Raw genomic sequence first — 14,638 nt, forward strand, 5'->3', positions numbered from 1 at the left:
CGGTCGGCCCACGCTGTGGCCCATGCAGCGAGTGTCTGTGGTGGGGTCCGGCGCCGAGCTGGGCCTGTTGCGTCAGAGCCTGTCCCCGGCCGAGGTCAGGCCGCTGGTCCCTTCCTTCGCCTCATCCGTGAGCGAACTCCCCGTACCCGGCCCGTCGGACCGGCCCCTGCGGGTCGCGATCGTCGCCGAGTCGTTCCTGCCCACCGGTAACGGCGTCACGAACAGCGTCTGCCGGGTGCTGGAGCATCTGCGGGCCCACGGTCACGAGGCCGTCGTGATCTGCCCCGGCCCGGCCCCCCAGGCCTTCGCCGGGTTCCCGGTGGTCTCGGTGCCTTCCTTCAGTTACCGGCAGTTCCCCGTCGGCATACCCAGCTCCAGGGTGCTGCGCACGCTCTCGGCGTTCCGCCCGGACATCGTGCACCTCGCCTCCCCCTTCGTCCTGGGCGCCGTCGGAGTGACCGCGGCCGGACAGCTCGGGGTGCCGACGGTGGCCGTCTTCCAGACCGACGTGCCGGCCTTCGCCGGGCGTCACCGCCTGGGCGCGCTGGCGAGCACGGCCTGGCGCTGGGTGCGGCGCATCCACACGCAGGCCGACCTCACGCTGGCGCCCTCGAGCTCGGCGATGGACGAACTACGCGCCCACGCGGTGCCGCGCCTGGCCCTGTGGCAGCGCGGTGTGGACAGCGACCGGTTCCGCCCCGGCCGTCGCGAGACCCCGGCCGTGCGGGAACTGCGGCAGCGGCTCGCCCCGAACGGCGAGGTGCTGGTCGGCTACGTCGGCCGCCTGGCCACGGAGAAGCGGGTGCAGCGCCTGGCCGCGCTCAACGGGATGGAGAACGTGCGCCTGGTGATCGCCGGCGACGGCCCGCACCGCAAGACCCTGGAGCGCAGCCTGCCGGGAGCCACCTTCCTGGGCTGGCAGGACGGCGAAGACCTGGCCGACACCTTCGCCGCGCTCGACGTGTTCGTGCACACCGGTACCTCCGAGACCTTCGGGCAGACCCTCCAGGAGGCCATGGCCAGCGGCGTGCCCGTGGTGGCCCCGGCCGCCGGCGGACCGCTCGACCTGGTCACCCCGGGTACCAACGGCCTGCTCTACGCTCCCGAGGACGACGCGGACCTGCGAAACTGCGTCCGGGCCCTGGCCACCGACCCCGAACAGCGCCGCTGGATGGGCGCCGCCGGCCGGGTCGGCGTGCAGCTCAACACCTGGGACCTGCTGGGCGACGAGCTGATCGAGCACTACCGCAGCGTGCTGCGGGTGCGGGCCGTAGCCGCTTCCTGACCTTCCCCCCGACGCCAATCCCCTTCTTGGAGACGGCTTGACGCGCGTCGACCCGATCGGGCCAGGCCCGGCGGCACGTCGCCCGGGCACCGTGACGGCGTGCCCCGGGCGTCATCCGTTCCTTGTGAGTGCCCCGGGAGCGACAGGTACGCTCGAAACACGATGTCCAGTTCTCACCGCGTGCTCCGGATCGTCACCGCTGTCACTGCTGCCGCCGCTCTCACCCTGAGTGCGGCCGGCACGGCCCAGGCGGCTCCCACCCAGGACAAGAAGGACGACTTCGTCCTGCCTCAAGCGGTCTCCTGGGTCGGCGGTGAAGACCTGATCAGCACCAAGACGCTGACCGACCTGCCGGACGGGGTCAAGGCGCCGCCGAAGGTCAAGGCCGCCGCCTGGCTGGTCGCCGACCTGGACAGCCGGGAGATCCTGGCCGCGAAGAACGTGCACGTGCCGCTGCGCCCGGCCTCCACCCTGAAGCTCTTCACCTCGCTGACCATCGAGCCCCAGCTCGAGCTCGATCAGGTCTACACGGGCCGCGAGGAGGACGAGGCGATCGAGGGCACTCGCGTCGGCATCGTCAAGGGCTCGAAGTACACGGTGGACGACCTGTTCCACGGCCTGCTGATGGCCAGCGGGAACGACACCGCCAACGCCCTGAGCAATCTGATCGGTGGTCAGGCGGCGGCGGTCACGCAGATCCAGGCCGAGGCGACCTCGCTCGGGGCCTTCGACACGGTCGTGCGCAACACCAGCGGCCTGGATACCAAGGGCCAGGTGAGCAGCGCCTACGACCTGGCGCTGGCCGGAGCCGCCGCGCTGCAGAACGAGACGCTGGCCAAGATCATGGTGACCCCGGCGTACGCCTTCCCGAACAAGGGAAAGTCGCTGAGCGCCAAGCGGAAGCACTACCAGATCCAGAACCACAACCGGCTGCTCGGCTACCTGCCCGGGGTGATGGGCGTCAAGAACGGCTACACCACCAAGGCCGGGAGCACGAACGTCGCCGCGGCGGCGCACCAGGGCCACCACTACATCGCGGTGGTCCTGCGGTCCGACGGCTCGGTCTTCACCCCCAGCGGTGACCTGCTGAAGTGGGCCTTCACCTACGGCCAGAAGGCCAACCCGGTCGGTCGGCTCGTGGAACCCGGTGAGCTGAGCGCGATGACGGGCCCCGGCATCGACGTCTCGGCGGCGCAGGCGACCAGTTCACCCGACTCCGGCGCGGTGGACGGCATGATCAACGGCGCCGGGTCCGACCAGCTCAAGGCGGCTCTGCCGGCCGCCAACACGGTCAGCACCACCCAGCACATGACCCGCTTCTGGCCGCTCGTGCTCACCCTCGCCCTGCTGCTCGTGGCGGCGGCCTTCGGTCTGCGCCCCGTCCTCGTGAACAGCCGGCGCTCCCGCGCCCGTCAGGTGCGTCGCCGGCAGCGCGACTCCCGGCACCTCTACTGAACCAAAACATCATGGTGGACGTCGACGTCCACCATGATGTTTTGGGTGTCAGTCGTCGTCGTGGCGGCGCAGAACACTGCCGACCGACTTCACCGCGCCCACCGCGGAGCGGGCGGCGACCAGGCCGGCGGCACCCAGAACGGCCCCGGCCGCGACCGAGACCCGGTCGGCCGCACGAGGACTCACGACCGGTGAGTACTGCGCCGGAGGCATCGGGGTCGCGGTGCGCCGGCCGGCCGCGGCCGGGTTGGTGGACGCCGCGGGGCCCGTGGACGTGGCGGTACCGGCCCGTGTGCGGGTCACGGTGAGCGTCGCCTCCGGGGTGGGGACGGTGTCGGCGAGGTGCCCACGGTCGATCGCGATCGTGGCACCCCAGGCGGCCGCGACCAGCGTGAGGCGGCAGACCAGGTTCAGCCAGACCAGCAGGATCAGGGCGACGCCGGCGGTGGCCAGGAACTTGTTGTTCGTGGCCCCCTTCAGCAGCACGCCGGACAGCAGCTTCAGCACACCCAGGCCGATACCGCCGAACAGCGCGGCGTCCCACAGGTCGTGGTTGGGCAGCTTCACGCCGGAGAGCAGGCGGAACAGCAGCATGAAGATCAGGGTGTCGACGCCCAGCACGAGCAGGGTGCCGACGATGCCGAGCACCACCCGGCCGATGGCAGACCCCTCGTCCACACCGAGCCAGCCGAGCAGCACGCCGGTGGAGGCGCTGACGAAGATGCCCGCCACCGCGGAGACCAGCATCATCACGCCGAGGCTGGCCAGCACGCCCAGGTCGCGGGCCTTCGAGATGACGAAGTTCCGCTCCAGCTTGAGCTGGCCGAACATCGCCCGGATGCCCTCGCGCATGGCGTCGAGCCAGCCCAGGCCGGTGAAGAGGAAACCGACCAGACCGATGATGCCGGCGATGGTGAGCTGGCTGGAGCTGGTCAGCGTGTCGATCGAGACGATGCCGCCGCTGCCGCCCACCGGGCTGATGACCACGGTGCCGACGCCGTCGTTCACCGCGTCGACCACCCGGCGCTGCATCGGCTTGTCGTCGCCGACGATCAGCCCGAACACGGTGAAGCCGACGGCCAGGGCCGGGAAGATCGAGAAGAACGCCGCGTAGGCCATGCCGCCCGCGAGCACACCGCCGCGGGCATTGCCGTACCGCTGCCAGGCCCGCCACGGCACCGAACCCTTGGCCCGCTCGAGCAGGCCGGCCGACCTCTTCCCCACTGTCGTCTCGCTCACGGGACTAAGTGTCCAGCAGATCGCCCTTGAAGCCGAACCGACGCCGCAACTGCCACAGCCCGTCGCGCCCGTGCTCGTAGAAGTTGAGCCCGGCGACGTCGAACGTCGAACGGTAATCGGCCAGCTCGGACTCGGCCCGGTCCATCGCCGGGTCGTCGAGGTGGTGGGCCACCGTGACGTGCGGGTGGTAGTCGAACGGTAAGGCCCGCTTGAGCGGACCGGTGCGGATCAGCCGTTGCAGGTCGGCGCAGTGCTCGGCGCCGTCTTCCAGCTTCACGAAGACGACCGGTGAGATCGGCCGGAACGACCCGGTGCCGGACAGCGTGATGCTGAACCGGGTGGTGACCGCCGCGACGGCGCGCAGGTGATCCTGGATCGCCTGGTCGTCGCCGGCGGGCACCTGGGTCGGTGGCAGCAGCGTGATGTGCGGCGGGATCTCCGCCGCCAGCGGGTCGCCGAAGTCGGCCCGGCTCTGCCGCAGGAAGTCGGCCTGCGGCTGCGGGATGTCGAGCACCACCCCGATGGTGACCACGTCTTCGGAGACCGGCCGCACCAGAGCCATGCTCATGGTTGCCGGTGGTTCCCGGTGGGTTCCCCCCGTCATCCCGATCACCGCTTCGGAGGCAGGAACCCGACCCGGTCGTAGACCTCGGCGAGCACCCGTGCGGTCGTCTCCTGAGCCCTCGCCGCCCCGTCGGCGAGAATGTCGTCGAGCGTGCCCGGATCGGCGATCAGCGCGTTGGCCTTCTCCGCGATCGGCCCGGCGAACTCCTCGTACGCGGCCGCGACCTCCTTCTTCAGGTCGCCGTAGCCCGCCCCCGCGAACTTCTCCACCAGCGTCTCGATCGGGGTCTTGCTCAGCACCGACGCGATGGTGAGCAGGTTCGACACCCCGGGCTTGTTCTCCGGGTCGAAGACGATCTCGCGACCGGTGTCGGTGACCGCCGAGCGGATCTTCTTGGCCGAGACCTTCGGGTCGTCGAGCAGCCACAGGCAGCCGGGGCCGCCGATGCTGCCGCTCATCTTCTTGTCCGGGTTCTGCAGGTCGAGGATCTTCGCCGTGGCCTTCACGATGTGGGCCTCGGGCACCGGGAACGTCTTGCCGAAGCGCTTGTTGAAGCGCTGGGCCAGGTCGCGGGTGAGCTCGAGGTGCTGGCGCTGGTCCTCCCCGACCGGCACGACCTTCGGCCGGTAGATCAGGATGTCGGCGGCCTGCAGGATCGGGTAGGTGAAGAGCCCGACGGTCGCCCGGTCGGAACCCTCCTTGCTCGACTTGTCCTTGAACTGGGTCATCCGGCCGGCCTCGCCGAACCCGGTGATCGACTCCAGCACCCAGGACAGGCGCGGGTGCTCCGGGATGTGGCTCTGCACGAACAGCACCGACTTCGCCGGGTCGATGCCCGCGGCCAGGTACTGCGCGATGTAGCGGTGAGAGCGCCGGCGCAGGGCCGCGGGGTCGTAGTCGACGGTGATCGAGTGCAGGTCGGCGACGAAGAAGAAGGCCTCGAACTGCTCCTGCAGCTCGACCCAGTTCGCCAGCGCGCCGATGTAGTTACCCAGGTGCAGGGAGTCGGACGTCGGCTGCATACCGGAAAGCAGCCGGGGTCGCGCGGGACCGGTTTCAGGCATGGCCCTCATTCTGGCACCTTCCATCGGCCAGGGGGCACCGGGCTACCGGCTACGGGCCACCGGGCCTCGCCGGGCAGACCGGCGCGCGATCATCTACGGTCGTCGAGTCAGATTCGGCTGATGCACGCGGAGACGAAGGCGGGGGTGGATATGCCGGTCGAACAGGGCGAGGTCCAGACGGTGCAGCTGATCGACGGGCCGGCGCTGGCCGTGTCCCGGATCGAGGCCCCGCTGCGGCCGTTCCTGCTGGTGCACAGCGAGTCGGCCGACTCCACGGTGTGGGGTCAGGTGGCCGGGCGACTGGTCGAGGCCGGTCACGAGATCGCCGCCGTCGACCTGCGCGGTCACGGCCGGTCCGAAACCCCGGCGACCGGTTACGACACCGACACCAGCGCCGACGACCTCTCCACCCTGCTCGACCAGCTCGGCTACACCGGTGCACGTTCGCCGATCGTGGCCGGGCACGGCTGGGGCGCCAACGTGGCCCTCTCGCTGGCCGCCCGCCGCGACGGCATCACCGGGCTCTGCCTGATCGACGGCGGCTGGACCCGCCCGGCGTGGCGCTACCCGACCTTCGAGGAGTTCTGGGCGAGCACGAATCCGGACAGCCCTCAGGACGATGGTGATCCCCTGCTGGCCCGGCGGCGCTCGATCGCCCACTCCGTCTTCCTCGGTGAACCCCGCGCCTGGTACCCGCTCATCGGGGTGCCCGTGGTGCTCTGCCCGGTCGTGCCGCCCGACGGCGTATCGGACCCCGACGGCGGCGGTACGGCCACCCGCACCGGCATCGCGGAGGCTCTCGGCGGCCTGCCCCGGGCCCGGGTGAGCTGGTACTACGGCGTCGGCGCGCGCATGCTCACCGCCGACCCCGGCCGGATCGCCGACGACCTGCTGACCCTGGCCGCGGACGCGGAGCCGAGCATCAGCTGAGCCACCGGCCAGTCGCCGTCCGTCCTCTGACCGGGTGACGTCGGCCCGAACATTCGGCCAGGACGCCCTTCTCGGCCGGAACCGGGCATCCGGCCAGGTAGGCTGCGCGTCATGACGGCCTGGACCGCTGAACCTTCGGCGAACGAGCAGTACCTGACCGCGGTTCCGGCGGTCACCGCTATGCGTAACGCCGTGCGCGACTACGACTGGGGCTCCACCTCGGCGCTGGCCCTGCTGCAGAGCCGCACCCCCAGCGGCGGCCCGGAGGCCGAGCTGTGGATGGGCACGCACCCGTCCGCGCCCTCCGTGCTGGTGCTGCCCGACGGGCGCGAGCTGTCGCTGCCCGAGGCCATCGAGCGCTTCGGTGAGCAGGTGCTGGGCCGCGACGTGCAGGCCCGCTTCGGCGCCCGCCTGCCCTACCTGTTCAAGATCCTGGCGATCGCCCGCCCGCTGTCGGTGCAGGTGCATCCGACCAGGCAGCGCGCCCAGGAGAAGTACACGACGGGCCCCGACTCGATCTACGTCGACCCGTTCCACAAGCCCGAGATGCTCTACGCGCTCGAGCCGATCGAGGCCCTCTTCGGCTTCCGCCCGCCGGCCCAGGTCGCGATGCTGCTCAGTCGCCTGCGCGCGCCCCGTCTCCAGCCGCTGATCGAGGTGCTCGGCGAGCCCGGGCCGGACGAGGCCGCCCGCCTGCACTCCGCCCTGGAGCTGCTGATCACCTGGCCGATCGAGGACCGGGCCGCCCTGGTCGCCGAGGTCGCCTCCGGCAGCAGCCGGCTCACCGCCGAGGGCAGCCCCGACTACCCCGAGGTGTTCGGCTGGCTCGACCGCCTGATCGGCCTGCACCCGGCCGACCCGATGGTGCTGGCGCCGCTGCTGCTGGACCTGGTGCGGATGGTTCCCGGCCAGACCGTGTTCGTCGACGCCGGGGTGCCGCACGCCTACCTCAGCGGTCTCGGCGTGGAGATCATGGCCGGTTCGGACAACGTGCTGCGCTGCGGTCTGACCAGCAAGGAGATCAACGTCCCGGAGCTGCTCCACGTCATCGACAGCCGCCCGCTGGCCTCCGGTGACAGCAACCTCTCCCAGCTCTCGGACGACGAGGTCGCCTGGCGCCCGCCGGTCCAGGACTTCCAGCTCAGCCGGGTCGTCGTGACCGGCAGCGCCGTGACCGCCGACGCCTCGATCAGCGGCCCGCAGATCGTGCTCTGCACCAAGGGCTCGGTCACGGTCACCGCCGCGGGCATCTCGGTGCCGCTGGAGAGCGGCCAGTCCGCCTTCGTCACCGCCACCGCCGGTCCCCTCACCCTGAGCGGTGAGGGTGAGATCTTCCGGGCCGCCCCCGGTCGCTCCCTCTGAGACCCGGGAACCTCTAGAACTGACCCCCGACCGCCCGGGGCGGTTCCTCGTCCATCATCGGCAGTGATTCGGTGAAGACGCCGATCCGCACCGACGCCGGGATGGACGCGCGGTCCAGATACCGCACGCCGCTGCGCGGGCAGAACAGCACGCGCCACGACGGGGAGCCGTCACTCTCGTCGCCCTCGATGTGCTCCAGCAGCTCGAGGTGCCAGTTCACGTAGTAGCGCGTGCTCTCCCCCACGAACTCCGGGGTCGTCGCGCACCGGCAACGCAGGTCACGCTCGGTGCGGCGGCGGCGCCAGGTCTCCAGCCGGCGGGCCCACGACTCACCGAGCGAGCGCCGGTGCCAGTGCGCCGCGTCCAGTTCCTGCCCGGCGCTCTCGTGCCCGTGACTCTTCAGCAGGTCGGCCGTGCGGTGCCGGGGGTCGTCACCGACCCCGTTCCAGGCCGCCGCGTCGAGCAGCCGGTGTGCCCCGTGCGCGTCCCCCTGCGCGGCCCGGGCCGCGGCAAGCACCGCCAGCACGGCCGCGTTGGGCACGGTGGTGATGTGGGACGCGGCTTCGGCGGCGGCGGGAAGGTCGTGCGGGGCCGCCGACACGGCGAACATGGTCCAGTCGTCGGTGCCCGGCTCCTCCAGGCGCCGAAGCCCCAGCCGGGCCGTCTGCAGCCCCTCGGCCCGCCCGGACACCATCGCGATGCAACCGCGCACCAGCTCGGTCTCACCGGGCCGCGCCTGCGACGCCATCATCCGCCGGCCCAGGAACTTCGCGCCCGCGCGCGGATCGCCCGCGAGAATCGAGGCCAGCATGCCCGCCGCCGCATCGTCCGGTTCGTCGGCATTCAGCAGGCTCTGCGCCTCACGATAAAGCCCCAGACCCACGAGACGGGCGGCCGCCTCATGTCGGGCCTGGGGCGGCAGGCTGGGTCCAGGACTCACGACTGATTGATCGGTCGGCCGTTCCGGCACCTGAGCGCGGTGCGGCTATTCGCTCTTTCGGACGTTCAGAACAGCGTCGCGGGTTCGACCGGCTCCGGTGTGGGCAGGGGTTCCAGGCCGGGCACCCGGGCCCGCACCTCGTCGTGGAAGCGGCGGGCCAGGGCGGGCGCGTCGACGTTGTCGGGGGTGTGCAGGAAGAAGGTCGGGGAGCGGCCCTCGCGCAGCCAGGTGGCCATCACCTCCACCCAGTGCTGCCAGCCCGCGACCGTGCGGGCCTCGTCGTCCCGGCCGAGGTACCGGATCACCGGCCGTTCGGTCAGGGCCCGGTCGCGCCGCGGCAGACGCGGTTTACGCTCCCAGGCCTCACGTTCCGCGTCACTCGAGGGCGGCGAGGCAAAGAAGGCCGTGGTGTCGAACGGCACCCATTCGGTACCGGTCCGCTCGCACACCCGCTCCAGTTCGCCGGGGTCGCTGAAGAACTGAGGGTGCCGCACCTCGACGGCATAACGATTCTCCGGCGGGAGCTTTCGCAGAAGACCTTCGAGCGTGGGGACGTCGGTGGGCGCGAAGGTTCCCGGCAACTGGATCCAGAGGGCCTGGATCCGGGGCCCGAGCGGCTCGACCACGTGCAGAAACTGCCGCAGTTCCTCGTCCACCCCGACGAACCGGCGCTCGTGGGTGATCACCTTCGGCAGCTTCAGCACGAACCGGAAGTCCGGATCGGTCTGCCGCGCCCAGGTTTCCACGGTCTCGCGGGTCGGCGTGGCGTAGAAGGTGGTGTTGCCCTCCACCGCGTTGCACCAGTTGGCGTAGAACCGCAGCCGCTCCTGGGCGCCGGCGCCCCGCGGCGTGACCCGGCCCGACCAGGCCTTGTGCGTCCACATCGCGCACCCGACGTGAAGCCTTTGCATGTCCAGAACCTCCACTATTCACCGGATACCTGCCATCGGACCAGGTCAACGGCCAAAATGGCAGGTTCTCTCCGATGTAGCTATTCCGGGCAACAATCAGTACCTTCCGGTTCATGTCACTGAAGGCCCGGCTGCGTTATCGGTTCGACAACATCATGGCCCGTGGGGCCTGGAGCCAGATCCTGCTGCTGGCGGCCTTCACCGTCGTGCTGGTCGCCGTGGCCACCCTGGCCACCGCCGTCCTCCAAGTCCGGCCGCCCGACGACAGCGGGAAGGAAGACTCCCTCGGCCGGGTCATCTGGCTGTCGCTGATGCACGCGATGGACCCGGGGATGATCGGCGGGGACGGCGAGGGCTGGGTCTTCCTGACCATCATGCTGATCCTCACGATCGGCGGGATCCTCGTGGTGTCGGCCCTGATCGGTGTGCTGACCCAGGGATTCGGCGACCGGATGGAGTCGCTGCGGCGCGGCCGGAGCGCGGTCGTGGAGCAGCGCCACACCGTGATCCTGGGCTGGGACCGCAAGATCTTCTCCCTCCTGGACGAGCTCGCCGAGGCCAACCGGAACCGCCGCGACGCCTGCGTGGTGATTCTCGCCGACCGTGACAAGGTCGAGATGGACACCGAGATCGCCGAGGCCATGGGCGGTTCCAAGCTGCGGATCGTCACCCGCAGCGGCAGCCCGATGTCGTTCGGCGACCTCGGCCTCCTCGCGCTGGGCCGGTCCCGCTCCGTGATCGTGATCTCCCCCGACTATCACCCGGACGGATCGCTCGTCAGCGAGAGCGAGGCCGACACCCGGGTACTGAAGACGCTGCTGGCGATCACCAAGCGGGAGAACGACCAGCCGGGGCACATCGTCGCGGAGATCCAGGACCTGCGCACGGCCCCGGTCGCACGGATGGTCGCGGGTGACCGGGTGGCCCTGGTCCAGGCCGGAACGCTGATCAGCCGGCTGCTCGTACAGTCCGGCCGGCAGCCCGGTCTGGCCGCCGTGTACAGCGAACTGCTCGACTTCGCCGGTGTCGAGATCTACGTCGTCGCGCAGCCCCAGCTGACCGGGAAGACTTTCCGGGAAGCAGTTTTCGCCCTCGGAACCTCCAACCTGATCGGCGTGCGCACCGCTGCCGGGCAGATCCTCCTGCCCCCGCCCCCGGACCGCCGCTTCGAGCCGGGCGATGAGTCCGTCGTCATCAGTGAGGACGACGACCGGATCGTGCTGGACGGGGCCACCGAACCCCCGGTTCCGGTCCGCCCCGACCTCGCGCCGCAGCCGGCGGCCCGCCCGGAGCGCACCCTCATCCTCGGATGCAGCCCCCGGCTACCGGTGGTGCTGCACGAGCTGGACTCCTACGCCCCCGACGGCAGCGAGACCTGGATCGTGGGCGAGGGCGATCCCCAGTCCCTGATCACCGGCGACTTCCAGAACATGAAGGTCACCGCCCAGACCGGTGACGTCACCGACCGCGGCCTGCTGGAGTCGCTGGGCGTCAGCGGTTTCGACCACATCCTGATCCTCTCCGAGAGCCAGGGCCGTAACCAGGAGATGGCCGACGCCCGCACCACGGTGTGCCTGCTGCACCTGCGCGACATCGGCCGCCGGACCGGCGGCCTGCGCGTCACCAGCGAGATCCTCGACATCCAGAGCCGCAACCTGGCCGCGGTCGGCGAGCCCGACGACTTCATCGTCAGCAACATGCTGGTCTCGCTCATGGTCGCCCAGGTCTCCGAGACCCCTTCCCTGCTCGACGTCTTCGAGGAACTCTTCACCGCCGAGGGCTATGAGATCTACCTGAAGCCGGCCGCCGCCTACATCGTTCCCACCGAGGTCGAGTTCGCCGTGGTCTGCGCCGCCGCCCTGAACCAGGGCCAGGTCGCCATCGGATACCAGCTGGCTCGCAACGCCCACGACCCGTCCGGCTTCGGCATCGTCCTGAACCCGGACAAGCGCTCCCTCGTCACCCTGGGCGGTGAGGACCGGGTGATCGTGCTGGCGGAGAGCTGAACCCGGCGTTCCGCATCTCGTTCTCTTTGAACCGCACGCCGTTCGACCTCACGTACCTTCATCTGGGCGGCTCGTTACAACTCTTTCTCTTTTAAGGCCGCCTTGCGCTCGGCTTCCTTTGCGCGCAACGCCGCACGTCGTTCGGCATCCCGTTCTCTTTGCTCTGCGCGGCGTTGTGCCGCTGGATCATGGCTTGGCATAGACGCCGTGATTACCAATGCGTCGCCAGACGCAGAACCACTCATCACCCTGGAAAAGGAACTGGAAGGTTGCGCGTCCGTCGGGCGACGCAAAACTCCAGGTCATCTCCATGATGCCTGGAACTCTTCGCATCTCGTCCACTCGCAGTGAGGCCGGCCATACGTAGGACCTGCGTGCCGCCTGCGCCGACGCCCAGTCGTCGCAGGCAGGGGCGAACTTGTCCAGGACAACCTTCCGAAAGGCGTCCTTGTGCTCGGGCTTCAGCTTCTTGTAGTCCGACTTGAAGCTGTCAAGGGTTCGGAACTTCACGAGTCGAGGTCGGTGAGAAACGCGTCAGCGCTGTCATGGTCGGTAAACCGGCCTCCTTGGAGATCAGCCGTGGCCTCGCGCTCGCGCTGCTGCCACTCCTCTGCCCAGAACCAAGCCTGGGTTGCGGGGACGGCCGCCTGCGGGCGCACCTCCAGGACACCGTCCGGGCGCTCCGTGATCTCTACTTGGGCACCGGGCTTGTCCAGCCCGTACCGACGCCGAAGCTCACCGGGCAGAGCGAACAAGCCTCGTGACTGGAGGGCAATAAATCCATGAAACAGAGCGTCCGTCACGTCCACCCCTCCTACACCTAGTCAGCCATCCCGATGAGGATACCTCGCCAGCAGCAAAACAGCAATGCTGCAAAGCCGCAGGACGGCGGGGTCAGAAGCTGAGCTCCAGGTCCACGATCACCGGAGAATGGTCGCTCCACCGCTCGGCGTACGAAGGCGCCAGGTCCACCTCGGCGGCAGTGGCGGCAGCGGCCAGCCCAGGACTGGCAACGGCGTAGTCGATACGCCAGCCGGCGCCCGTGTCCAAAGACCGTCGTTAACCTACCCAATGTATTAGAATCGGACATTGGGGGTGGTCGCATGGTTCGAGCACCGCGTAAGGCTCTGATCTACGTCCGGCAGTCGACGCACAAGGAAGAGTCGATTTCGCCGGAAGTGCAGATCGAGCAATGCCTTTCACACTGCCGACGCGAGGGTTACGAGGTCGTCGGGCAGCCGGTGATGGACCTCGACCTATCCGGGCGGACGTTCACCAAGCGGAAGATCCAGCCGCTGATCGACCGGATTCGCGACGGCGAAGCGAACACGGTTGTCGTCTGGCGGTGGTCGCGGTGGGGCCGGAACCTGGTCGAGTCACTGCGCTGCATCGCGGAACTGAAACAGGTAGGTGGCCGCCTCGAATCTGCCACCGAGCCCATCGATGCCAGCACTCCCGCCGGCCGGTTCAGCGTGACCCAGATGCTCGCCATCGCCGAGTTCCAGTCCGACCAGATCGGGGAATCTTGGCGCGACGCCCGGCGAGCGATGATTGCCAGGGGTCTGCCGCCGCACTGCGGTCCGAGGATGGGCTATATCTACGACAAGCCCGCCAAGAGCTACACGATCGATCCGGTCACCGGGCCGACCTTCCGTAAGTGCTACGAGATGTACCGCGACGGCAAGTCGCTTCACGCGCTTGTGCTCTACCTGCGAGACCAGGGCGTGCTCAGCCTATTGGGCAATCTCATGTCCGAGAGCGCTCTCCGGAACTACCTGGACAGCGGTTTTGCCGCTGGCCTCATCTTGCTGAACAAGCCGGAAAGCTTCTTCTCCGACGAGCGGATGGAAGAGCTTGGGATCAGCCCCGATGAACGTCCGGCGTACTTGTCAGGCAGTTGGGACCCGATCATCTCGGAAGATCTCTGGCTCGCCTACCAGGAGCGGCGACGTATCCAGTCCACCAAACCCTTACGGTCACGAAATCCCCGCCAACACCTCAGCGGACATCTGCGATGCGCTGGTTGTGGCAAGCGCATGCTGTACCGGACCGAACGCACCCGGTGGGTCTGCAGCTCACAGCTTACGAAGGGCGGAACGCAGTGTCCGGTCCATGTCAGCATCGACAACGCAGAGGCCACCGACTTCGTGAAGGATTGGCTGCGCTCGCTCGCCAGCGCGTACGGCGAATCGTTCGATGCGCTTGTAGCGGAGCGTCTGAAGAGTCAGCAGGCCGGCGCCAACCACGAAGCCTTGCAAGCCCAGCTTCTGGCCGAAGAGCGTCGCCGAGAAAATCTGGTCCGTGCCGTCTCCACCGGTGCCTTCGAGGTGACCGATGTGGCCAAAGAGATGCGTCTGATCAAGAAAGAGGTCGAGCGCTTGAAGCTGACGCTCGCCGACCTTCGTCGCCAGGGCAATATCGTCGCCAATCCTACCGGAAGCTTTGAGCAGTTGCTTCAGAGTTGGGACGAGGCAGACGCCGCGACCGTGAGCACCGCTCTGGAGCACGTGGTGGACGGCATCTACGTTTACCCGTTCCGTTCTCGACCCCGAATGATCGTACGGGCCCTTTGGGAAGGCGAGAAGAAGATTCCGCGCGCGGAGGCACCCGACTTGAACTTCGCCCAAGGACGTACATGCCTAAAGTGCCAGAAGTGGAAGCCGCGCGACCAGTTCACCGTCTACGGTGCTCAACGAAAGATGAAGCCTCGGTGCCGACGATGCACAGCGACCTACATGCGCGAGTGGAACGCTCGCCGTAAATAGTAACTACTGCCCAAATCACCGGTCGTCACCCAAAATTTCTAACAGGCACATCGGTTACCTTTCTGGCACACCCCCATCCGACCGTCGGCAACCATCGGCACCCTGCCCTTGCGCAC

At 68.9% G+C, this 14,638-nt stretch carries 14 protein-coding genes; 6 read left to right on the forward strand and 8 right to left on the reverse strand.

Annotation, left to right across the window (positions count from 1 at the left end):
* The first annotated feature begins 22 nt into the window (after positions 1 to 22).
* The gene (locus LR393_RS07175; RefSeq protein WP_231482534.1) at positions 23 to 1,285 is read left to right on the forward strand and encodes a glycosyltransferase family 4 protein; all 1,263 of its coding nucleotides are present in this window, start codon (positions 23 to 25) and stop codon (positions 1,283 to 1,285) included.
* 162 nt (positions 1,286 to 1,447) lie between these two features.
* Positions 1,448 to 2,740 (forward strand): D-alanyl-D-alanine carboxypeptidase family protein, encoded by a 1,293-nt coding sequence (locus LR393_RS07180; protein WP_231482536.1) that lies wholly within the window; start codon positions 1,448 to 1,450, stop codon positions 2,738 to 2,740.
* Between the two features lie 48 nt (positions 2,741 to 2,788).
* Here LR393_RS07180 and LR393_RS07185 read toward each other — a convergent pair whose 3' ends face one another.
* From LR393_RS07185 to trpS, 3 genes are read right to left on the reverse strand one after another with little or no spacing between them, the layout of a single operon-like run.
* A complete protein-coding gene (locus LR393_RS07185) occupies positions 2,789 to 3,979 on the reverse strand; it encodes a YihY/virulence factor BrkB family protein (RefSeq protein WP_231482537.1) in 1,191 nt (396 codons plus the stop codon).
* A 4-nt stretch (positions 3,980 to 3,983) separates the two neighbouring features.
* Positions 3,984 to 4,547, reverse strand: a complete 564-nt coding sequence (locus LR393_RS07190) for a 2'-5' RNA ligase family protein (RefSeq protein ID WP_231482539.1) — start codon at positions 4,545 to 4,547, stop codon at positions 3,984 to 3,986.
* Between the two features lie 41 nt (positions 4,548 to 4,588).
* Complete coding sequence (gene trpS, locus LR393_RS07195; protein ID WP_407937295.1) at positions 4,589 to 5,617, reverse strand: tryptophan--tRNA ligase; 1,029 nt, start codon at positions 5,615 to 5,617, stop codon at positions 4,589 to 4,591.
* Between the two features lie 111 nt (positions 5,618 to 5,728).
* Here trpS and LR393_RS07200 point away from each other — a divergent pair, with 111 nt between their 5' ends.
* Entirely contained in the window at positions 5,729 to 6,538 is an 810-nt protein-coding gene (locus LR393_RS07200; protein ID WP_231482541.1) for an alpha/beta fold hydrolase, read from the forward strand.
* A 111-nt stretch (positions 6,539 to 6,649) separates the two neighbouring features.
* Positions 6,650 to 7,900 (forward strand): mannose-6-phosphate isomerase, class I, encoded by a 1,251-nt coding sequence (gene manA, locus LR393_RS07205; protein ID WP_231482542.1) that lies wholly within the window; start codon positions 6,650 to 6,652, stop codon positions 7,898 to 7,900.
* Between the two features lie 13 nt (positions 7,901 to 7,913).
* On the opposite strand, the gene LR393_RS07210 is transcribed toward manA, so the two are convergent.
* The gene (locus LR393_RS07210) at positions 7,914 to 8,840 is read right to left on the reverse strand and encodes a hypothetical protein (RefSeq protein WP_231482543.1); all 927 of its coding nucleotides are present in this window, start codon (positions 8,838 to 8,840) and stop codon (positions 7,914 to 7,916) included.
* 65 nt (positions 8,841 to 8,905) lie between these two features.
* On the reverse strand, positions 8,906 to 9,751 hold the full coding sequence (locus LR393_RS07215) for a DUF72 domain-containing protein (RefSeq protein WP_231482544.1): 846 nt from the start codon (positions 9,749 to 9,751) through the stop codon (positions 8,906 to 8,908).
* A 113-nt stretch (positions 9,752 to 9,864) separates the two neighbouring features.
* On the opposite strand from LR393_RS07215, the gene LR393_RS07220 reads away from it, so the two are divergent.
* On the forward strand, positions 9,865 to 11,757 hold the full coding sequence (locus LR393_RS07220) for a CASTOR/POLLUX-related putative ion channel (protein ID WP_231482545.1): 1,893 nt from the start codon (positions 9,865 to 9,867) through the stop codon (positions 11,755 to 11,757).
* Between the two features lie 186 nt (positions 11,758 to 11,943).
* Here the strand turns inward: LR393_RS07220 and LR393_RS07225 are convergent, their stop codons facing one another.
* From LR393_RS07225 to LR393_RS07235, 3 genes are all read right to left on the reverse strand, one after another.
* Positions 11,944 to 12,267 (reverse strand): hypothetical protein, encoded by a 324-nt coding sequence (locus LR393_RS07225; RefSeq protein ID WP_231482546.1) that lies wholly within the window; start codon positions 12,265 to 12,267, stop codon positions 11,944 to 11,946.
* Positions 12,264 to 12,560: a hypothetical protein gene (locus LR393_RS07230; RefSeq protein WP_231482547.1), complete on the reverse strand. Its 297-nt coding sequence runs from the start codon at positions 12,558 to 12,560 to the stop codon at positions 12,264 to 12,266. The genes LR393_RS07225 and LR393_RS07230 overlap by 4 nt, the downstream gene beginning before the upstream one ends.
* Before the next feature lie 91 nt (positions 12,561 to 12,651).
* Positions 12,652 to 12,807, reverse strand: a complete 156-nt coding sequence (locus tag LR393_RS07235; RefSeq protein ID WP_231482549.1) for a hypothetical protein — start codon at positions 12,805 to 12,807, stop codon at positions 12,652 to 12,654.
* 53 nt (positions 12,808 to 12,860) lie between these two features.
* Here LR393_RS07235 and LR393_RS07240 point away from each other — a divergent pair, with 53 nt between their 5' ends.
* Positions 12,861 to 14,522 carry a recombinase family protein gene (locus tag LR393_RS07240; protein ID WP_231482551.1) on the forward strand — a complete coding sequence of 554 codons (1,662 nt, stop codon included), beginning with the start codon at positions 12,861 to 12,863 and terminating at the stop codon, positions 14,520 to 14,522.
* The last annotated feature ends 116 nt before the right edge of the window (positions 14,523 to 14,638 follow it).

Origin of the sequence: Kineosporia mesophila, assembly GCF_021129235.1 — a bacterium.
GTDB classification, from domain to species: domain Bacteria; phylum Actinomycetota; class Actinomycetes; order Actinomycetales; family Kineosporiaceae; genus Kineosporia; species Kineosporia mesophila.